The sequence below is a fragment of the Terracoccus luteus genome (assembly GCF_003635045.1).
Taxonomy (GTDB): Bacteria; Actinomycetota; Actinomycetes; order Actinomycetales; family Dermatophilaceae; genus Terracoccus; species Terracoccus luteus.
Genome location: NZ_RBXT01000001.1, coordinates 1239844 through 1258787 on the forward strand (window position 1 = coordinate 1239844; position 18944 = coordinate 1258787).

Here is an 18944-nt window from a genome sequence, read left to right on the forward strand (position 1 = left end):
CCTCGACCACGTGGTCGGGGGGGCCCTTCGCGTGACGGACCGGTCAGTCGGTGCCGAACTCCATGGCGGCGCGGTCGAGCGCGTCGTCGCCGTCACCGTCGGATGCCGCGGGGTTGGCCGTGATGGCCGCGGCACCGCCGGGTGCCAGCTCGCCGACGAGGTCGGTGGCGTCGCGGCCGAGCAGGCCCTGCGCGGCGTAGAGCTCGAGCTTGGCCCGGGAGTCGGCGATGTCGAGGTTGCGCATCGTCAGCTGCCCGATGCGGTCGACGGGGCCGAACGCGGCGTCCTCGGTGCGCTCCATCGACAGCTTCTCGGGGTGGTAGCTGAAGGCCGGACCGGTCGTGTTGACGACGGACCAGTCGTCACCCCGGCGCAGGCGCACCGTCACCTCGCCGGTGACGGCCGAGGCCACCCATCGCTGCAGCGACTCGCGCACCATGAGCGACTGCGGGTCGAGCCAGCGACCCTCGTAGAGAAGGCGACCCAGCTTGCGCCCCTCCGCGTGGTAGTTCGCGACGGTGTCCTCGTTGTGGATGGCGTTGAGCAGCCGCTCGTACGTCAGGTGCAGCAGCGCCATCGCCGGCGCCTCGTAGACGCCGCGCGACTTCGCCTCGATGATGCGGTTCTCGATCTGGTCGCTCATCCCGAGACCGTGCCGACCGCCGACCCGGTTGGCCTCGTCGACGAGCGCCACGGCATCCGGGAAGGTCTGGCCGTTGATCGCGACGGGGCGGCCGCGCTCCCAGCGCACGGTGACGTCCTCGGTCTCGACGGCGACCGACGGGTCCCAGAAGCGCACGCCCATGATCGGCTCGACGACCTCCATCGACTCGTCGAGCAGCTCGAGCGTCTTCGCCTCGTGCGTGGCGCCCCAGATGTTGGCGTCGGTCGAGTAGGCCTTCTCGGCGCTGGCGCGGTAGGGCAGGTCGCGCGCCGTCAGCCACTGCGACATCTCGTGGCGCCCACCGAGCTCGGACACGAACTCCGCGTCGAGCCAGGGCTTGTAGATGCGCAGCGCCGGGTTGGCCATGAGGCCGTACCGGTAGAACCGCTCGATGTCGTTGCCCTTGAAGGTCGAGCCGTCGCCCCAGATGCTGACGTCGTCGTCCTGCATCGCCCGCACGAGCAGGGTGCCGGTGACGACGCGACCCAGGGGCGTCGTGTTGAAGTACGTCTTGCCGCCGCTGCGGATGTGGAACGCACCGCAGGCGATGGCCGACAGGCCTTCTTCGACGAGGGCGGCCTTGCAGTCGACGAGTCGGCTGATCTCGGCGCCGTACTGGCCGGCGCGGCCCGGCACCGAGTCGATGTCGGTCTCGTCGTACTGCCCGAGGTCGGCGGTGTAGGTGCACGGCACCGCGCCCTTCTCGCGCATCCACGCCACCGCCACGGAGGTGTCGAGGCCGCCGGAGAAGGCGATCCCGACTCGTTGGCCGACGGGGAGCGACGTGAGTACCTTGGACATGATGCAAGTATATGCACAGTCGTGCATACCTATCCAATCGGATGCCGGTCGGCCGGCTCACGGCGCGCGGCCCGGCCCCCGAGGTCGGGGACCGGGCCGCACGGCATCCGTGACGATCGTGACGACGGGGTCAGCTCTCGCCGCCCGCGTTGCCCGACGTGCCGGCGGTGACGTCGTCGAGCCTGTACTTCGCGGCCGCCTTGGCGGGCACGTCGGCGTCGACCTTTCCGTCACGGGCGAGCAGCTGCAGCGTGCGCACCGCGACGGACGGGCCGTCGATGTGGAAGAACCGGCGGGCCGCGGCGCGGGTGTCGCTGAAGCCGAAGCCGTCGGCGCCCAGGGTCGCGTACGTGCCGGGGACCCACTCGCGGATCTGGTCCTGCACCGCGCGCATGTAGTCGGACACGCCGACCACGGGCCCCTCGGTGCCCTCGAGGCACTGGGTCACCCACGGCACCCGGCGCTCCTCGTCGGGGCGCAGGAACTCCTGGGCGTCGGCCTCGAGGCCGTCACGGCGCAGCTCGTTCCACGACGTCACCGACCACACGTCGGCGGCGACGCCCCAGTCGTCGGCGAGCAGCTGCTGCGCCTCGAGCGCCCACGGCACCCCGACACCGGAGCCGAGGAGCTGGGCCTTCGGCGCGTCGTGGGTCCAGCCGCTCGTGTCGGCCCGGGCGATCTTGTGCATGCCGCGCACGATGCCCTCGACGTCGACGCCCTCGGGCTCCTTGGGCTGCACGATCGGCTCGTTGTAGACGGTGAGGTAGTAGATCTTGTTCGCCTCGTCGGGCGTCGAGCCCTCGCCGTACATCACCGAGAGGCCGTGCTGCATGATGTGCGCGATCTCGTAGGCGTACGCCGGGTCGTAGTGCACGACCGCCGGGTTCGTCGAGGCGAGCAGCGGGCTGTGGCCGTCGGCGTGCTGCAGGCCCTCGCCCGTCAGGGTCGTGCGACCGGCCGTGGCGCCGATGAGGAACCCACGGCTCATCTGGTCGGCGGCCGCCCAGATGGAGTCGCCGGTGCGCTGGAACCCGAACATCGAGTAGAAGACGTAGACCGGGATCATCGGCTGGCCGTGCGTCGCGTACGACGTGCCGGCCGCGGTGAACGCCGCCAGCGAGCCGGCCTCGTTGATGCCGAGGTGCAGGATCTGGCCCGAGACGTTCTCGCGGTAGGCGAGCATGAGCTCGGCGTCGACGGGGGTGTAGTTCTGCCCGTTGGGGTTGTAGATCTTGATCGTCGGGAAGAACGCGTCCATGCCGAACGTGCGGGCCTCGTCGGGGATGATCGGCACGATGCGCTTGCCGAACTCCTTGTCGCGCAGCAGGTCCTTGAGCAGGCGCACGAACGCCATCGTCGTGGCGACCTCCTGCTTGCCCGAGCCCTTCTTCACCTGGGCGTAGGCCTCGTCGCCGGGCAGCTTGACCGGCTCGAACTGCACGCGGCGGCTGGGCAGCGTGCCGCCGAGCTTGCGCCGGCGGTCGACCGAGTACTTGACGACGTCGCTGTCGGGGCCGGGGTGGAAGTACGGCGGCTGGTACGGGTCGGCCTCGAGCTGCTCGTCCGTGATCGGGATGCGCAGGCTGTCGCGGAAGGCCTTCAGGTCGTCCAGCGTCATCTTCTTCATCTGGTGCGTGGCGTTGCGGCCCGCGAAGTGCGAGCCGAGGCCGTAGCCCTTGATGGTCTTGGCGAGGATGACGGTCGGCTGGCCGGTGTGCTGACGTGCGGCCTGGTAGGCGGCGTAGACCTTGCGGTAGTCGTGGCCACCACGCTTGAGGTCCCAGTAGATCGACTCGTCGGTCCACTTCTCGACCATCTTCGCGGTGCGGGGGTCGCGGGCGAAGAAGTGGTCGCGCACGTACTTGCCGTCGTTGGCGCGGAAGGTCTGGTAGTCGCCGTCGCTCGTGTCGTTCATGATGTGCACGAGCGCGCCGTCGCGGTCGGCGGCGAGCAGCGGGTCCCACCCGCGGCCCCACACGACCTTGATGACGTTCCAGCCGGCGCCGCGGAAGAACGCCTCCAGCTCCTGGATGATCTTGCCGTTGCCGCGGACCGGCCCGTCGAGGCGCTGCAGGTTGCAGTTGACGACGAAGGTGAGGTTGTCGAGCTCCTCGTTCGCCGCGAGCTGCAGCAGGCCGCGCGACTCGGGCTCGTCCATCTCGCCGTCGCCGAGGAAGGCCCAGACGTCCTGCTGGCTGGTGTCCTTGATCCCGCGGTTGTGCAGGTACTTGTTGAACTGCGCCTGGTAGATCGCGTTCATCGGCCCGATGCCCATCGAGACCGTGGGGAACTCCCAGTAGTCGGGCATGAGGCGCGGGTGCGGGTAGCTCGGGACCGCCTCGACCTTGCCGTCGACGACGTGGCTCTTCTCCTGGCGGAAGCCGTCGAGGTCGGCCTCGCTGAGGTGGCCCTCGAGGAAGCTGCGGGCGTACATGCCGGGGGAGGCGTGGCCCTGGAAGTAGATCTGGTCGCCGCCACCCTCGTGGTCCTTGCCGCGGAAGAAGTGGTTCATGCCCACCTCGTAGAGCGTCGCGGCGCTCGCGTAGGTGGAGATGTGGCCGCCGACGCCGATGCCGGGACGCTGCGCGCGGTGCACCATGACCGCGGCGTTCCATCGGATGTAGCGCCGGAACTCGCGCTCGACGTCCTCGTCACCCGGGAACCAGGCCTCACGCTCCGGCGGGATCGTGTTGATGTAGTCCGTCGCCGTGAGGGAGGGGACCCCGACCTGCTGCTGGCGCGCCCGCTCGATGAGCTTGAGCATGATGTAGCGCGCTCGGGTGCGCCCCTGCTCGTCGAGGACGGCGTCGAGCGAGTCGAGCCACTCCTGCGTCTCGTCGGGGTCGATGTCGGGCAGCTGGCTGGGGATTCCGTTGAGGATCGGGCCGGCTTCGGATGCCACGTCGTGGGTCCTTTCTCGTCGCGATGCCGCGCCGAGCGGCCGGTCGGCCCTGACGCTGCTCCACCCATCCTCCACCAAACGTCCACCGAGGTCACACACGGGTCCACGACCGCGCCGGCCGGGTGCAGAGGGGGTCGGTCGGAGCGCGCGCCGACCCGTCCGCGGGCGTCGACGTCCGTCGGATGCCGGTCGGCCGGCACCCGATGCACCGCCCCTCCGGGTGGGCGACGCGCGCGGGCGCCACGGCCAGTGGTTGCGTCGTGGCGCCGGACCGGGTGGACTTTGTCCACCGGCGCGCGCCGGGGCGCCCCACCGGTCGGTGACGGCGGCAGCCGATCCGGGCTCACAGGTCGCCGGGTCGTGACCGGAAGGCGGGTGCACGTGGGCGAGACCGCGGGAGCGGGGCCCCTCGCGAAGCTGGGCTTCGCCACGGGGCAGACCATCCAGGAGTTCGGCTACGACGACGACGTCGACGACGACCTGCGTTTCGACATCGAGGATGCCGTCGGCAGCGAGCTCGTGGACGAGGACTTCAACGAGGGCGCCGACGGCGTGCTCATCTGGTACCGCGACGGCGACGACGACCTCGTCGACCTGCTCGTCGACGGCGTCACCAAGCTCTTCGACCAGGGGTTCGTCGTGCTCTGCACGCCGAAGGCAGGTCGCCCCGACCACGTCCAGGCCAGCGACGTCGAGGAGGCCGCGTCGACGGCCGGCCTGCAGACCGGTGGCGCCGTCAACGTCGCCGCCGACTGGACCGCGACGCGTCTCATGCCGCCCAAGGGGCCGCGCCGCTGAGCCGCCGGGTGCTGGCAGAATCGACCCCATGATCCCGACCGACACGGCTGAGACGGCTGAGACGCCGGCAGGGGCGGTCCTCGACGGTCGCCCGCCCTGCTCCGGTGCGCCGTCCGGTCGTGCTGCGACGACCGCCCACCCGGGGGTGCCCGCGGTGGGCGAGCTCGCACCGACGTTCGTCCTGCCCGACCAGTACGGCGCCGAGGTCGGCCTCGCCGACGTGCGAGGGGCCAAGAACGCGGTCGTCGTCTTCTACCCCTTCGCCTTCTCCGGCATCTGCACCGGCGAGCTGCGGGCCGTGCGCGACGGGCTGGAGGACTTCCAGAGCGACGACATCCAGGTCTTCGCCGTGTCGTGCGACCCGATGTTCTCGCTGCGCACCTTCGCCGACGCCGAGGGCCACTTCTTTCCCCTCCTGTCCGACTTCTGGCCCCACGGCGCGGTGACCCGCGCCTACGGCGTGCTCAACGAGGCCGACGGGTCACCCCTGCGCGGCACCTTCCTCGTCGACCGCGACGGGGTGCTCGTGTGGTCGGAGGTCAACCAGCCCGGCGAGGGCCGTGACTTCGTCGCCTACCGCGAGGCCCTCGGGCGGCTGCGCTCGCGCCGACCGGCGACCGTCTCCTGACGGCCGCGCACCCGGGCGCCCCGCGGCTGGCATGATGTCGGCCGGGCGCACCGCCGTGCGCCTCTGGGGCCTGTAGCTCAGTTGGTAGAGCACCGCGTTTACACCGCGGGTGTCGTCGGTTCGAGCCCGGCCGGGCCCACGTGACCGACCTCCTGCTGCGCGACGTCGTCGAGGCCCTCGACGGGCTGTACCCCCCGGGCAGCGCGGCCGGGTGGGACCAGGTCGGGCTCGTCGCGGGCGACCTCGACCAGCCGGTGCGCCGGGTGCTGCTCGCGCTCGACCCGACCCTCGCCGTCGTCGACGAGGCCGTCGAGTGGGGGGCCGACCTCGTCGTCACCCACCACCCGCTGCTGCTGCGCGGCATCCACTCGGTGGCCACCACCGACGCGAAGGGGGCCACGCTGACGCGGCTCGTCACCGCGGGGGTGGCCCTCTTCAACGCCCACACCAACGCCGACGTGGCGCAGCCGGGGGTGTCGTCCGTGCTCGCCGACGCGCTGGGGCTGCAGGAACGGCGGCCGCTGTCGACCGAGACGATGCGCGACGGGAGGTCGTGGCCGCTCGGCTGGGTCGGTGAGCTCGCCGACCCGGTGACCCTCGCCGACTTCGCCGACGCGGTGGCCCGCGCCCTGCCCGACTCGGTCGGCGGCATCCGGGTCGCGGGCGACCCCGGTGGCACGGTGCGCACGGTCGCCGTCCTCGGCGGGTCGGGCGACGACCGCTTCGCCGACGTCGAGCGCGCCGGCGCCGACGTGTACGTCACCGCCGACCTGCGCCACCACCCCGTCCTCGAGGCGCGCGAGCAGGCCCGTGGCGGGCCGCCCTACCTCGTGGATGCCGGTCACTGGGCCACCGAGTCCCTGTGGCTCGCGGACGTGCGCGAGCGGCTGCTCGCCGTGGTGTCGGAGGAGGGCGCCGCACCGGTTAGGGTCGAGGCCAGAGTCTCGCGCGTGCGCACCGAGCCGTGGACCTTCGTCGTCGGTGCGAACGCCGCCCAGCCCCACCCCGGAGGTGCGCCCTGAAAGCCGACCCGTCACGCCAGCGGCGCCTGCTCGACCTGCAGGCGATCGACACCCGGATCGACCAGATCCGTCATGCCCGCACCCACCTGCCGCAGCTCGCGGCCGTGGAGGCGGCGCGCGGTGAGCTGGGCCGGCTCGACACCGAGGTCGTCAACGCCCGCACCGCGGCCGACGACGTGCGGCGCGAGCTCTCGAAGTCGGAGCAGGACGTGCAGCTCGTCCGCGACCGTGCGACGCGCAACCAGTCGCGCCTCGACGCCGGGCAGGGTTCGGCCAAGGACCTCCAGGCGCTGCAGCACGAGCTGACGTCGCTCGCCCGCCGCCAGGCCGAGCTCGAGGACATCGAGATCGAGGTCATGGAGCGCTCGGAGACCCTCACCGCGAGGGTCGGTGAGCTCGAGGCCCGCCGGTCGGAGGTGGCCGAGCGGCTCGCCGGGCTCGAGGACGAGCGCGACGAGGCCCTGCAGAAGCTCGACGCCGAGGCCGAGACCGTCTCGAGCGGGCGGCCCGAGGTCGTCGCGGGCGTCGGGGCCGACCTCGAGGCGCTGTACGAGAAGATCCGCACGAGCAGCGGCGGCTTCGCCGCCGCCGAGCTCAAGCACCGCCGCTGCGGCGGCTGCCGGCTCGAGCTCAACAACGTCGACCTGTCGCGGATCCGTTCGGCGGCCCCCGACGAGGTCGTCCGCTGCGAGGAGTGCCGTCGCATCATGGTCCGCACCGACGAGTCGGGGTTGTGACGCCTCCTGCCCGCTCGGGTGCAAAAGGTGCTGCGGCACAACGGCGTTCGCTCGTCGTGGAGGCCGACGGCGGTTCCCGGGGCAACCCCGGCGTCGCCGGCTACGGGGCGCTGGTGCGCGACCCGCGCACCCGCGCGGTCCTCGTCGAGCTCGCCGAGCCGCTCGGCAAGCAGAGCAACAACGTCGCCGAGTACTCCGGCCTCATCGCGGGGCTGAAGGCCGCGCGGGACATCGACTCCGGCGCCGACGTGCTGGCCCGCATGGACTCCAAGCTCGTCGTCGAGCAGATGTCGGGCCGCTGGAAGATCAAGCACGAGGACATGCGACGTCTCGCCCTCGAGGCCCGCGACGTCTGTGCCGAGATCTCGGCCGCCGGCGGATCGGTGTCGTTCGAGTGGATCCCCCGTGAGCGCAACAAGGATGCCGACGCGCTGAGCAACGAGGGCATGGACGGTCACTCGGTGCACCGCGTCCTGGACGGTGCCGGCGACGACGACAGCGGTGACGATGGCGCCGACGGTGGCGCGACCGCCGGCGGCGATTACGGCCCCCTGGGTGACGACCGTGACGAACTGCGCGACGAGGACACCGGGGCCGACGCCGGGCAGGGTCTGCGGCTGCTGCTCGTTCAGGTGCCCGCCGACGAGGCCGCGGCCGCGCGCACGGCTCGGGCGGTACGCCACCTCGTCGGCGACGCCCCGGTCGTGCTGCCGGGTGCCGGCGGCCCTCGAACCGGCCGGACCGCCGGAGCCGCTGCGGACGCAGCGGTGGCCGCCCTGGCGCGGTCGGTGTCGGACGCGGGCAGCACCACCCGCGAGGACCCGCGGTGGTCCGCCCCTGTCGACGACGCCGACGCGGCGCAGGGCGGGCACACGTCCGAGCAGGCCTCCGACCGCGCCTCCGACCGTGACGCGCTGGCCGCCTACCGCGACCTCGTCCGCACGGGCGGCACCGCCGTCGTCGTGACGACCCGGCGGGGCGTGCTCACCGTCGTCGCCGAGGTGCTCGGGCTGCCCACCGACCGGTTCTGGGCGCTGGCGACGGCACCGGGCAGCCTGTCCGGCGTCGAGGTGTGGCCCGACGGCACGGCATCCGTCGCTTTCACCAACCGGACGGACCACCTCGGCTGACCTCGCGCTGTGCGATATTCGGGCGCATGAGCTACGCCGGTGACGTCACCCCCGAGCAGGCCTGGGCCGCTCTCTCGGACCGACCGGACGCCGTCCTCGTCGACGTGCGCACGGCCGCCGAGTGGTCGTACGTCGGGCTGCCCGACCTGCGGTCGGTCGGCAAGGAGGTCGTGCGCGTCGAGTGGCAGCGCTGGCCCGACGGAGCGGTGAACACGTCCTTCACGGACCAGCTCACGCAGCTGGGTGTCGGCCAGGACGCGCCGGTCTTCTTCCTCTGCCGGTCGGGCGTCCGGTCGGTCGCCGCCGCCGAGGCCGCGGCCGCCGCCGGGTGGTCGCACGCGCACAACGTGCTCGAGGGCTTCGAGGGCCCGCACGACGAGGAGCACCACCGCACCGTGTCGGGCTGGAAGGTCGCCGGGCTGCCGTGGGTGCAGGGATGAGCGACGACCGCACCGACCAGAGCTGGCGCCCCGACACGCTGGCGGTGCGAGCAGGACTGTCCCGCAGTGGTTTCGAGGAGACGGCCGAGGCGCTGTACCTCACCTCGGGCTTCGTCTACGAGTCCGCCGAGCAGGCCGAGGCCGCGTTCAAGGGCGACGTCGACCGCTTCGTCTACTCCCGTTACGGCAACCCGACGGTGACGATGTTCGAGGAGCGGCTGCGCCGGCTCGACGGCGCCGAGGCCTGCTTCGCGACGGGCTCGGGCATGTCGGCGGTCTTCGTCGCCCTCGCCGCGCTGCTCGGCCAGGGCGACCGCGTCGTCAGCTCGCGGGCGCTCTTCGGCTCGTGCTTCGTCATCCTCGACGAGATCCTGCCGCGGTGGGGAGTCGAGACGGTCTTCGTCGACGGCGCCGACCTCGACCAGTGGCGCGAGGCCCTGTCGGAGCCGACGACCGCCGTCTTCTTCGAGACGCCGAGCAACCCGATGCAGGAGCTCGTCGACATCGCCGCCGTCAGCGAGCTGGCCCACGCGGCTGGCGCCAAGGTCGTCGTCGACAACGTCTTCGGCACGCCGGTCTTCAGCAAGCCGTTCGAGCACGGCGCCGACATCGTCGTCTACTCCGCCACGAAGCACATCGACGGTCAGGGACGCACCCTCGGCGGCGCCGTGCTCGGGCCGAAGGAGTTCATCGACGGCCCGGTGCAGAACCTCATGCGGCACACCGGCCCGTCGATGTCACCGTTCAACGCGTGGGTGCTCGTCAAGGGCCTCGAGACGCTGTCGCTGCGGGTCGAGCGGATGGCCGCCAACGCGCTCACCGTCGCCCGCTTCCTCGAGTCGCACGCGAAGGTGCGCCGGGTCGTGCATCCGTTCCTCGAGTCTCATCCGCAGCACGAGCTGGCGAAGCGACAGATGTCGGCGGCGGGCACCGTCGTGACGTTCGAGCTCGACGGCGGCAAGGACGAGGCGTTCGCGCTGATGAACGCCCTGCGCGTCATCGACATCAGCAACAACCTCGGCGACAGCAAGTCGCTCGTCACCCACCCGGCGACGACGACCCACCGGCGACTCGCCCCGGAGGCCCGGGCCGCGGTCGGCATCACCGACGGCGTGCTGCGCGTCTCGGTCGGCCTCGAGGACGTCGACGACCTCGTCGACGACCTCACCCAGGCCCTCGCCTGACCCCGTCGAAAGGCCAAATAGACACCGTCGAAAGGCCAGTTCCTCACGGCCGGGCCTCACGGGAAGTGGCCTCTCGCGGCCGGTCAGCAAATGTCGAGTGGCCAGTTCGTGACGCCGCGGTCGACGGGGTCAGGCGGATGCCGACAGGGCGAGGGTCGCGCCGGTGACGACGACGACCGCGACGAGCAGCCCCGTCACGGCCAGGCGTGACACCGAGACCGTCAGCCCGGCCGAGCGGCACCGCTGGGCCCAGAGGATCGTCGCGAGCGACCCCCAGACCGTGACGATCGGCCCGGCGTTGACGCCGACGAGCAGCGCCGCCAGCCGCACGGGCGAGCTGTCGGCGGTGCCCTCGAGGGCGAGGTAGGCGGGCAGGTTGTTGATGCCGTTCGAGGTGAGCGCCCCGATGCCCGACAGGCGCAGCAGCTCGGCTGGCCCGCTGCCGGTGCCGACGACGCTCGTCAGCCACGGCCCCAGCCCGAACCCCAGGGCGAGGTCGACGACGACGAAGAGCACCGCGACGCCGACCGCGGCCTTCCACGGCACCGACACCCGGCGCAGCAGGGCGGGGGAGCGCCACGCCGTCACCGCGACGAGCACCACGGCCGCGATCCCCGCCGGCCACGCCGGCGTGATGCCGGCGACGAAGGCAGGGCCGAGCGCCGCGGCCACCACGGCCGCAGCGACCACGAGCAGGCGGTCGTGCGGCTCCGGCCGGCCGGGCTTCTCGTAGCGCCCACGCAGCTCACGGCGGTGCAGCAGCCACACGAGGGCGACGGTCAGCACGATGGCCGTCAGCGCCGGCGCCCACATGAGCGAGAGGTAGTCGGTGACCGACAGGCCGAGCGCGTCGAAGCGGTGGAGGGCGAGCAGGTTCGTGAGGTTGGAGACCGGCAGCAGCAGGGAGGCCGTGTTGGCCAGCCACAGCGTCGTCATGGCGAACGGCAGCGGTGAGACCCCGACCTGACCGGCGACGGCGATGGCCACCGGGGTGAGCAGCACGGCGGTGGTGTCGAGGCTGAGCAGGATGGTGCAGACGCACGCGAGCACGACGACGAGCAGCCACAGCACGAAGGTGCGGCCGCGGGCCACTCGCGCGGCGAGGTGGGCCGCCTCGTCGAAGAGCCCCACGAGGTCGCAGATCTCGGCGACGACGGTGATGAAGACGAGGAACAGCAGCACCGGCACGACCCGGTCGGCGAGGGCGGCGAGGTCGGTCACGACGAGTGCGCCCCGGCCCTGCTCTGGTCGGCCACCGACAGCACCCACGGCCCACCGGGCCGCACCGGCTCGGCGAGGTCGACGCCGAACCTCTGACCGAGCCGCTCGGCCAGCGCGGTCGGGGTGCGCGGTGCCTCGGCCGACACGAGCTCTCGTGCGACGAGGCCGCGGGTGAACTTCGCCAGGTGCGACGCGCCCGGCACCGCCACCTGCACCCACGCCGCCGCGCGGTCGCCCGTCGGGCGCCACAGCGACGCATAGGTCGACGAGCGGCAGTCGACGACGAGCTCGCGAGGGCGCACCACGGCATCCAGCACGGGGGCGAGCAGGGGACGCCACTCGCGCGTCAGCAGCCCGACGCCCTCGACCTCGGCGCAGACGTTCACCCGGTAGGCGGGGATGCGGTCGGTGAGGCGCAGTGCGCCGAAGAGGGCCGACACGACGACGACCGACCGCGCGGCACGGCGCTTGGCCGCGGCGTCGAGGGAGGCGACGTCGAAGGCGCCGTAGAGCACCCCGGAGTAGACGGCGGATGCCGGCCCACTCGGCGCCGTACGCAGTCGGGTGTTGCGCTCGAGGTCGCCCACGAGGTTGGGGTTGACCCCGATGACCTCGTGACCCTCGGGCTCGCCGCTGGCCCGGGCGACGACCTCGATCAGGTCGTCGCGCATCGGCGTCAGCTCCGGGAACGAAAGCGATCCGAGGTCGAGGGGGCGGCCTCGTCGGGCCGCGGTCTTGCCCTCGGAGGGCGGCAGGAGGATGAGCACGGCGGCCAGCCTATGCAGGCGGCGACACGGCGCGCACCGACGGCTCGCAGCCTGCGTGCGTAGGGTGGCGCCATGGCCCAGCGCAGAGTCGTCCTCCTCCCGAACGCCACCGAGAACGAGCTCACCGCGGCGCTGGTGGCCCGGTTCGAGGCGGTCCGCGAGCAGTTCGGTGTCGTGGTGCCCTTCCCGGCCGACGTCGTCGCCGAGGCGGAGGTGGCGGCCGGGACCGCCGAGCTGCCCGACCGCGACGAGACGGCCCTGCCGTTCATCACCATCGACCCGCCCGGCTCGATGGACCTCGACCAGGCCATGCACCTGCAGCGGGGCGAGAACGGCGGCTACCGGGTGCGGTACGCGATCGCCGACGTGCCCGCCTTCGTGCGTCCCGGCGGCGCGGTCGACACCGAGGCGCGCACGCGCGGGCAGACGGTGTACTGCCCCGACGTGCGGGCGCAGCTTCACCCGAGCGAGCTGAGCGAGGGGGCCGCCAGCCTGCTGCCCGACCAGGTTCGCCCGGCGTTCGTCTGGGACATCGCGCTCGACGAGGCGGGGGAGTCGACCTCGGCGACGGTCTACCGCGCGATGGTGCGCAGCGTGCACCGCTACGACTACGACGAGGTGCAGCACCTCGTCGACGACGGCGTCGCCGACGAGGTGCTGCTGCTGCTCCGCGAGATCGGGCAGAAGCGCGTCGAGGCCGAGCGGCGCCGGGGTGGCGCGTCGTTGCCCATGCCGGAGCAGGTCGTCTCGGGTGACGGCGACGCGGGGTTCTCGGTGTCGTTCCGGCCCGTCGTCGACTCGGAGGACTGGAACGCGCAGATCTCCCTGCTCACCGGAATCGCCGCCGCCGAGATGATGATCGAGGGCCGGGTCGGGATCCTGCGCACGATGCCGCCGCCCGAGAAGGATGCCGTGCGCCGCTTCCGTCGCCAGGCCACCGCCGCGGGCGTGCCGTGGCCGGAGGGGCAGCCGTACGGCGAGTTCCTGCGCACGCTCGACCGCACGAACCCGCGTCACCTCGCCCTCATCCACGAGGCGACGAGCCTCTTCCGCGGGGCGACGTACACGCCGTTCGACGGCGAGGTCCCCGAGCAGCGCGAGCACGCCGCCGTCGCGAGCGTCTACGCGCACGTGACCGCCCCCTTGCGGCGCCTCGTCGACCGCTTCGGCCTCGTCGTGTGTGAGTCGCTCGCCTCCGGTTCGCCTGTGCCGCAATGGGTTCGCGACGCTCTGCCGACTCTCCCCGAGATCATGGCCAGCTCGGACCGGGTCGCCAACGGGGTGGGCCGGGCGTGCACCGACGCCGTCGAGGTGGCCGAGCTCGTCGGCATCGTCGGGCGCACCGTCGACGGCGTCGTCGTCGACGAGAGCGAGAAGGGTGTCAGCGTGCAGCTGACCGAGCTCGGCATCGTCGCGAAGGCGACGGGCACGGCGGATGCCGGGTCGACCGTCCGCGTGCGCGTCGACGCCGCGGACGTGGCCGCCGGCACCGCCACCCTGACGCTGGTCTGAGGCGCCACTTGCGCGCCTGGGGTGACGGGCGCCCCGCTGCGTCAACGCGGGGCGGTGACTGACGGGGCCGTTCCCGTCGCCGGGGTGGTCGGTGCCACGGAAGTCGCGGTCGCCGACGGGGTCGTCCCGGCGGAGGAGGCGGCGGCTGTGGGCGTGGCCCCGGCGGAGGGCACCGACGATCCGGCGCTCGTGCCGCCGGCGGCAGACGACGCCGCGGGAGTGGGCGCCCCGGTCGGCGCGGTGGCGCCCTGCTCCGGGGTGGGGCTGCTGCCGGTGGGCGACAGCTGTGTCGTCGCGGTCGTACCCCTGGCGGTCTGACCGGCGGTCTCGTGCGCGCCGTCTGAGCTCTGGGTGTCTGTCGCCGCGGTGTCCGTCTCGCCCGACGCGGGCGCCGTCTGCGACCCGGTCGAGTGCTGCGCCCCGGAGTGCCCGGAGGACGCGGAGCGGCCGCCGAGGTCGGTGCCCGTCACCGACGCACCGGTCGTCAGCTGCAGACCGATGAGAATCGCCGTCGCCACGGCGAAGAGCAGCACGGCCGCAAGCAGGACGCGACGCGTGCGGGCTCCGGGAGCGACAGCCTGCCCACCGGCATCCGGTACCGACGGTGCATCACCGTGCGAACTGGACTGTAGCGTCGGTGAATCGGCGCGCAGCCGACGGACGGCGTGACCGGCGCGTTGCAGTGAGCCGGTGTAGACGCTCGTCGCGAAGGCGGAGACGACACTGCCGACGGCGGCGCCCGCGATCGTGCCGACGACTCCGAGCTTCGAGCCGAGGAAGGCGGCGGTGGCGGCGGCCATCGAGCCGCCCAGCACCTGCGTCAGCGACGGGTCGACGAGGCGTGGCCGATCGCGGGTGACGTCGGGCGGCGACCCCTCGGCAGGGTCGGGGGACGGCACGGCGGTCAGTCGCGGGTCGGTGCGGTCAGTCGCGGGTCGGTGCGGTCGTCGGTGAGTGTCGGGCTCATGGGTCCTGACGGGTCTCGGGAGCAGGTCGGGCGGCCGCTGCTCCGAGGCCACGAAGGGACGACGATCGGCGCACCCACATCGTTGGCGACGACGCTGATGTGTGGCGCGCGTCACGTCATCTGGTCGTAGTCCGTTTCGGGGCTTGGGCCGGTGTCGACGGTGGGCAGGGCGCGTGCCGCTCTCCAGCGCCTCATGGCGACGCTGCGCTCTGTCCTGTTGAGCAGCCGAGCGACGGACTCCACCGAGCCCGAGTGGAGGACTGCGTCCTCCGCGTCCGTCCACAGCTTGCGAGGCGCCCCGAAGCGTCGCCCGGGCGGCGGCCGCCACCCGGCCACCTGACTGGCAGACGCACGCTTGCGCGGGATCGAGATGTCCTGCTCGCTCCAGCAGTAGGCCGCCAACATCGCGGCCGGCTCGTTCGCGACCATGACGTTGAAGACCGCGTCACGCGTGTTGCGGCCACAACGCCGCCGCGCACCCGTGACCCTCTCGATCTCGCTCTCGACGTGTCGAGCCATCGCCTCGCTGGCCGTGATGAACGAGACGAAGGGATAGCCCCGGGCGGTGATCCCCACCGAACCGTCGCCGTCGAGCAGGCCCCTGAGATAGTCGCGGGACGAAACGAGGGACTGGTCCACGGGCGCCGTCGTCCGCGCCTTGCGTCCCGGTGGAAGCCCGAGGGTGGAGAGCTCGCGCCGGACCGACTGGTTGAAGAACGCGAGCGTCGCCGTCGAGGACGCCGACGAGAAGTTGGTTTCTCGCGTCCTCAGCCGGAGGGAGGAATAGCACGGCACATGAGGCTGAAGAGCCTGCAGGACTGCGAGGTCCCGTACCGCGAGCTCGATGGAGACCTTGCCCTTGCCGTCGAGCGAACCGTGGTGCGACCCGTCGGTCTGAAGCAGGCCGAGGAGGTAGGAGATGGCGGGTACCTGCGGATCCAGCAGCATCTTCGGACGCTAGCGCCGAGCACCGACAGCGGCTCGACGGTGGCGGCCGGCCGGCATCCGAGGCCCTATGCTGGGCGACGGATGAGTCGGCCAGACGGTCGCGTCAGGGCTTCGGCCCTGCCGAGGAACGTCCGGGCTCCATAGGGCAGGGTGGTGGCCAACAGCCACCCGGGGTGACCCGCGGGACAGTGCCACAGAGAACAGACCGCCGGCTGCTTGCAGCCGGTAAGGGTGAAACGGTGGTGTAAGAGACCACCAGCGCTCCGGGCGACCGGAGCGGCTCGGTAAACCCCACCCGGAGCAAGTCCAGACAGCGCATGCACGACGCCTCGGCGTCAGGGAGACCGGCCCGGTCGAGTGCGCGGGTAGGACGCTGGAGCCGGTCAGCAATGGCCGGCCGAGATGGATGACCGTCACTGCACCAACGTCGGCAACGACGGTGCGGGACAGAACCCGGCGTACCGGCCGACTCATCCGTTCACCCGGCCGTGACGGGGCGGTCGGTGATGACGTCAGCCGCGCTTCGGAGGGGCCCCCGGGCGAGACCCTGCACCTCGTGTCGCTCGCCTGAACGGCGACCCGCAAGCTGCAGGTGAGCGTCGGGGCCGGGTTTCGCCAAAGGCGCCGCAGGTTCCGCTCGGCCCTGTCATGGTCGGAGGACGAGCGGCCGAGAGGGGCGTCATGGCCGGGGAGAACTGGGCGGAGAGCCTGATGACGGAATCGGCCAAAGCCGCTTTCGGTGTCACCGGTTCGATCTTCGGGGTCATCGGTGGCCTCATCACCACCCGACTTCCGCAGGGTCGAGCGTGTGCGTCGGGCTTCGTCGACGCCGCCACCCCGTGCGGGATGAGCCTCATCGGGAAGGTCGATGTGCCTCTGACGGGATGGATGCCTTGGGGTGCGGCGGCCGCCTTTCTCGGCTTCCTGGGAGTCCTGACCGGTCTGCTCGTGGGCGGCGTGGGTTACCTGTTGATGAGCGACAGGAAGTGACTCGCACTCCCTGTCGACTGACGCCTCCTCGACTCGGGGCCCACGCGATGACCGTCGTGCGGGGCTGATGCGGTCGTGCCTCAGGCGGGTCCTCAGCTCGAGGGCGCCCCGAACCGGCGCCGGTATCAGCGACGGACCGGCCGACCTCTGACGTGAGCCGGGGGAGACCCGGCGCGGTCACGGGAGGCCACCATGCCGGAGACGTTCCAGCGCACCCTGTTCGACACCTACCGCACCCTGCGCGTCGCCATGGTGCCGTTGCTGCTCATGCTCGTCGTGTCGACGGGACTCGAGTCGACGCGCGGTCAGGACTGTCTGCTCGGCTCGATCAGCGCCTACTTCCACACGCCGGTGCGCGGGGCGTTCGTCTTCTCGCTCGCAGCACTCGGCGCGTGCCTCATCGCCTACAAGGGCAACGACGCCGTCGAGAACGTGCTGCTCGACTTCGCCGGCTTCATGGCGTGGCTCGTCGCCCTCGTACCGACCACCGTCGACGACAGCTGCCCCGGCAAGTACGCGGGCCTCGTGGCCGACGCCAACACCGCCGACGCCGTCCGCAACAACGTCCTCTCGCTGGTCACCGTGTCGGTCGTCTTCCTCGTGCTGTACCGGCTCATGCCGCGCCAGGGGCGCGCCGCCGCCACGGCCGCCGGAGGTCAGCGCCGCACGGCGCGAGTTCTCGGAACCCTCTGCGGCGCAGTCGTTCTCGCGCAGCTGGGCATGTTTGTCTTCTGGCCGTCGACCTTCAAGGACGTCGCCCACGGCATCTCAGCCTCGACCATGGTGCTCGGCGTTCTCGGCGTCATGGTCGCCAACGCCGTCGGCTTCGCGCGCGCCGAGCAGCGCACCCACGGTGAAGGGGCCGGTCGGCCGTGGCGCAACCGCTACGGCGTCACGGCCGCCGCGACACTCGTCATCCTGGTCGCCACCCTCGCCTGGCTGCCGTGGCGGTCGCACCTCATCCTCGCCGCCGAGCTCGTCGTCGTGACCGGCTTCGGCCTCTTCTGGCTCATGCAGACCCACGAGCTGTGCGCCTTCGCCACCCGCGACCAGAAGACCCGTGCCGTCGTCGCCCAGGGTCAGGATGCCAGCGCACCTCGGCCCGTCGAACCGCCCCCCGTCGCACCGGATGCCGTCGTGGCCGGGCGGGGCGCGTCCGTCACCCCGTGACGCGCCCCGCCCGGCGGTCCGGTACGACGAGCAGAGCCACCGCGCCGACGGCCGCACCCAGCACCGTCTCGAGCAGGCGGTCCTCGAGCAACGGCCGCACCGGGGCCGGGTGCACGAGCTGGCCCATCATGAGGGCCAGCGGCGTGATGAAGAGCAGGGCCACGGCGTAGTTGCGCCCGACGACGAGCTCGGTCAGCACCTGCAGCCCGACGATGACGAGCACGGCGACGACGCCCCGCGGCCCCCACAGCAGGACCGGCGCGGCGACGGCCAGCCCCAGCAGGGTGCCGACCACGCGCTGCAGCCCGCGGGCCAGACGTGAGCTGAGGTCAGGCCCCGACAGCACGGTGACGGCGGCGACCATCGCCCAGTACGGGTGCACCCACCCGACGGCGGTGGCCACCGCACCGGCGACCCCGAGCGCGACGACGTGGCGCACGAGGTGGGTCGCCGCCCCCGGGGCCGACCACGCGTCGGCGAAGTGCGGCGAGGGCAGGTGGGGGCGGCCCCACGGCTCACGTCGCGCCACCCCGCCCAGGTGCGAGACGACCAGCGAGAAGAGCACGGACAGCGCGGCGACACCGGCTGCCACCGGGACCGTCGTCAGGCCCGCCGGCACCGTCGCGCAGACGGCGAAGGCGAAGACGAGGAACAGCGGGCCCGGTGGGTGCCAGCGGTAGGCGTCGGACGCCAGCGACCCGGCTGCTCCGAGCAGGGCCCCGAGCAGCACGACGAGCCAGCGCGTGCCGGGCGCGGCCGAGGCGGCGACGCCCAGCGTGACTGCGACAGTGAGGAACCCGCCGGCCACCACCTGCATGCCGGCTCGCTGCCGTCGACCGTGCTGGCGACCGTACAGCGACGTGAAGGCCCCGAACGCGGCGTACGGCGTCAGCTCGAGCCGACCCGCCAGGGTGAGCACGAGCAGGGGGACGAGAACCGAGACCCCGGCCCGCAGCGCGACCCGGTGGGCGCCGCGGTACGGCCCCCACCCGAGCAGCGACCGCCACGGCGAGGGAGTCGGACCGGGTCGGGATGCAGGTGGGGCGGCGTTCATCGGCATCCA

17 protein-coding genes, 1 tRNA gene and 1 other RNA gene are annotated in these 18944 nt (G+C 72.3%); 12 read left to right on the forward strand and 7 right to left on the reverse strand.

What is annotated here, in order from left to right; genetic code table 11:
• Positions 1-43 precede the first annotated feature (43 nt).
• Both argG and aceE read right to left on the reverse strand, forming a co-directional pair.
• Positions 44-1465, reverse strand: a complete 1422-nt coding sequence (gene argG / locus DFJ68_RS05700; RefSeq protein WP_121031755.1) for an argininosuccinate synthase — start codon at positions 1463-1465, stop codon at positions 44-46.
• 130 nt (positions 1466-1595) lie between these two features.
• Positions 1596-4367 (reverse strand): pyruvate dehydrogenase (acetyl-transferring), homodimeric type, encoded by a 2772-nt coding sequence (gene aceE, locus DFJ68_RS05705; RefSeq protein WP_121031757.1) that lies wholly within the window; start codon positions 4365-4367, stop codon positions 1596-1598.
• 381 nt (positions 4368-4748) lie between these two features.
• Here aceE and DFJ68_RS05710 point away from each other — a divergent pair, with 381 nt between their 5' ends.
• From DFJ68_RS05710 to DFJ68_RS05745, 8 genes are all read left to right on the forward strand, one after another.
• Positions 4749-5165, forward strand: a complete 417-nt coding sequence (locus DFJ68_RS05710) for a DUF3052 domain-containing protein (RefSeq protein WP_121035122.1) — start codon at positions 4749-4751, stop codon at positions 5163-5165.
• 28 nt (positions 5166-5193) lie between these two features.
• Positions 5194-5793, forward strand: a complete 600-nt coding sequence (locus DFJ68_RS05715) for a redoxin domain-containing protein (protein ID WP_121031759.1) — start codon at positions 5194-5196, stop codon at positions 5791-5793.
• Between the two features lie 66 nt (positions 5794-5859).
• Positions 5860-5932 (forward strand) — tRNA-Val (locus DFJ68_RS05720).
• A 1-nt stretch (position 5933) separates the two neighbouring features.
• Positions 5934-6815 carry a Nif3-like dinuclear metal center hexameric protein gene (locus tag DFJ68_RS05725; RefSeq protein WP_121031761.1) on the forward strand — a complete coding sequence of 294 codons (882 nt, stop codon included), beginning with the start codon at positions 5934-5936 and terminating at the stop codon, positions 6813-6815.
• Entirely contained in the window at positions 6758-7552 is a 795-nt protein-coding gene (locus DFJ68_RS05730) for a zinc ribbon domain-containing protein (protein WP_308331195.1), read from the forward strand. Before DFJ68_RS05725 ends, DFJ68_RS05730 begins: the two co-directional genes overlap by 58 nt.
• Before the next feature lie 56 nt (positions 7553-7608).
• Positions 7609-8682: a reverse transcriptase-like protein gene (locus tag DFJ68_RS05735; protein ID WP_245963486.1), complete on the forward strand. Its 1074-nt coding sequence runs from the start codon at positions 7609-7611 to the stop codon at positions 8680-8682.
• 26 nt (positions 8683-8708) lie between these two features.
• On the forward strand, positions 8709-9122 hold the full coding sequence (locus tag DFJ68_RS05740) for a rhodanese-like domain-containing protein (protein WP_121031765.1): 414 nt from the start codon (positions 8709-8711) through the stop codon (positions 9120-9122).
• Positions 9119-10306, forward strand: a complete 1188-nt coding sequence (locus tag DFJ68_RS05745) for an O-succinylhomoserine sulfhydrylase (RefSeq protein WP_121031767.1) — start codon at positions 9119-9121, stop codon at positions 10304-10306. Before DFJ68_RS05740 ends, DFJ68_RS05745 begins: the two co-directional genes overlap by 4 nt.
• Positions 10307-10435: 129 nt before the next feature.
• Here DFJ68_RS05745 and DFJ68_RS05750 read toward each other — a convergent pair whose 3' ends face one another.
• Both DFJ68_RS05750 and DFJ68_RS05755 read right to left on the reverse strand, forming a co-directional pair.
• Entirely contained in the window at positions 10436-11527 is a 1092-nt protein-coding gene (locus DFJ68_RS05750) for an SLC13 family permease (RefSeq protein ID WP_121031769.1), read from the reverse strand.
• Positions 11524-12294 carry a YaaA family protein gene (locus tag DFJ68_RS05755; protein WP_121031771.1) on the reverse strand — a complete coding sequence of 257 codons (771 nt, stop codon included), beginning with the start codon at positions 12292-12294 and terminating at the stop codon, positions 11524-11526. Before DFJ68_RS05755 ends, DFJ68_RS05750 begins: the two co-directional genes overlap by 4 nt.
• Before the next feature lie 72 nt (positions 12295-12366).
• Here DFJ68_RS05755 and DFJ68_RS05760 point away from each other — a divergent pair, with 72 nt between their 5' ends.
• Positions 12367-13806 (forward strand): RNB domain-containing ribonuclease, encoded by a 1440-nt coding sequence (locus tag DFJ68_RS05760; protein ID WP_121031773.1) that lies wholly within the window; start codon positions 12367-12369, stop codon positions 13804-13806.
• A 41-nt stretch (positions 13807-13847) separates the two neighbouring features.
• On the opposite strand, the gene DFJ68_RS05765 is transcribed toward DFJ68_RS05760, so the two are convergent.
• Both DFJ68_RS05765 and DFJ68_RS05770 read right to left on the reverse strand, forming a co-directional pair.
• Complete coding sequence (locus DFJ68_RS05765; RefSeq protein WP_147431516.1) at positions 13848-14705, reverse strand: hypothetical protein; 858 nt, start codon at positions 14703-14705, stop codon at positions 13848-13850.
• Between the two features lie 179 nt (positions 14706-14884).
• On the reverse strand, positions 14885-15721 hold the full coding sequence (locus DFJ68_RS05770) for an LAGLIDADG family homing endonuclease (RefSeq protein ID WP_121031777.1): 837 nt from the start codon (positions 15719-15721) through the stop codon (positions 14885-14887).
• Between the two features lie 82 nt (positions 15722-15803).
• Here DFJ68_RS05770 and rnpB point away from each other — a divergent pair.
• The 3 genes from rnpB to DFJ68_RS05785 all read left to right on the forward strand — a co-directional run bounded on the left by rnpB (position 15804) and on the right by DFJ68_RS05785 (position 17881).
• Positions 15804-16198, forward strand: an RNA gene (rnpB, locus tag DFJ68_RS05775) — RNase P RNA component class A.
• Between the two features lie 204 nt (positions 16199-16402).
• Positions 16403-16711 carry a hypothetical protein gene (locus DFJ68_RS05780; RefSeq protein ID WP_121031780.1) on the forward strand — a complete coding sequence of 103 codons (309 nt, stop codon included), beginning with the start codon at positions 16403-16405 and terminating at the stop codon, positions 16709-16711.
• Positions 16712-16903: 192 nt separating this feature from the next.
• On the forward strand, positions 16904-17881 hold the full coding sequence (locus DFJ68_RS05785; protein WP_121031782.1) for a hypothetical protein: 978 nt from the start codon (positions 16904-16906) through the stop codon (positions 17879-17881).
• Here DFJ68_RS05785 and DFJ68_RS05790 read toward each other — a convergent pair.
• Positions 17871-18935 carry an FUSC family protein gene (locus tag DFJ68_RS05790; protein ID WP_245963487.1) on the reverse strand — a complete coding sequence of 355 codons (1065 nt, stop codon included), beginning with the start codon at positions 18933-18935 and terminating at the stop codon, positions 17871-17873. The two genes, DFJ68_RS05785 and DFJ68_RS05790, sit on opposite strands and share 11 nt — an antisense overlap.
• Positions 18936-18944 lie beyond the last annotated feature (9 nt).

Coding starts and splice junctions, on each gene's coding strand:
- argG (WP_121031755.1), bottom strand. CDS start 1,465: ATGTCCAAGGTACTCACGTCGCTCCCCGTCGGCCAACGAGTCGGGATC.
- DFJ68_RS05715 (WP_121031759.1), top strand. CDS start 5,194: ATGATCCCGACCGACACGGCTGAGACGGCTGAGACGCCGGCAGGGGCG.
- DFJ68_RS05740 (WP_121031765.1), top strand. CDS start 8,709: ATGAGCTACGCCGGTGACGTCACCCCCGAGCAGGCCTGGGCCGCTCTC.
- DFJ68_RS05745 (WP_121031767.1), top strand. CDS start 9,119: ATGAGCGACGACCGCACCGACCAGAGCTGGCGCCCCGACACGCTGGCG.
- DFJ68_RS05760 (WP_121031773.1), top strand. CDS start 12,367: ATGGCCCAGCGCAGAGTCGTCCTCCTCCCGAACGCCACCGAGAACGAG.
- DFJ68_RS05770 (WP_121031777.1), bottom strand. CDS start 15,721: ATGCTGCTGGATCCGCAGGTACCCGCCATCTCCTACCTCCTCGGCCTG.
- DFJ68_RS05780 (WP_121031780.1), top strand. CDS start 16,403: ATGGCCGGGGAGAACTGGGCGGAGAGCCTGATGACGGAATCGGCCAAA.
- DFJ68_RS05785 (WP_121031782.1), top strand. CDS start 16,904: ATGCCGGAGACGTTCCAGCGCACCCTGTTCGACACCTACCGCACCCTG.
- DFJ68_RS05790 (WP_245963487.1), bottom strand. CDS start 18,935: ATGAACGCCGCCCCACCTGCATCCCGACCCGGTCCGACTCCCTCGCCG.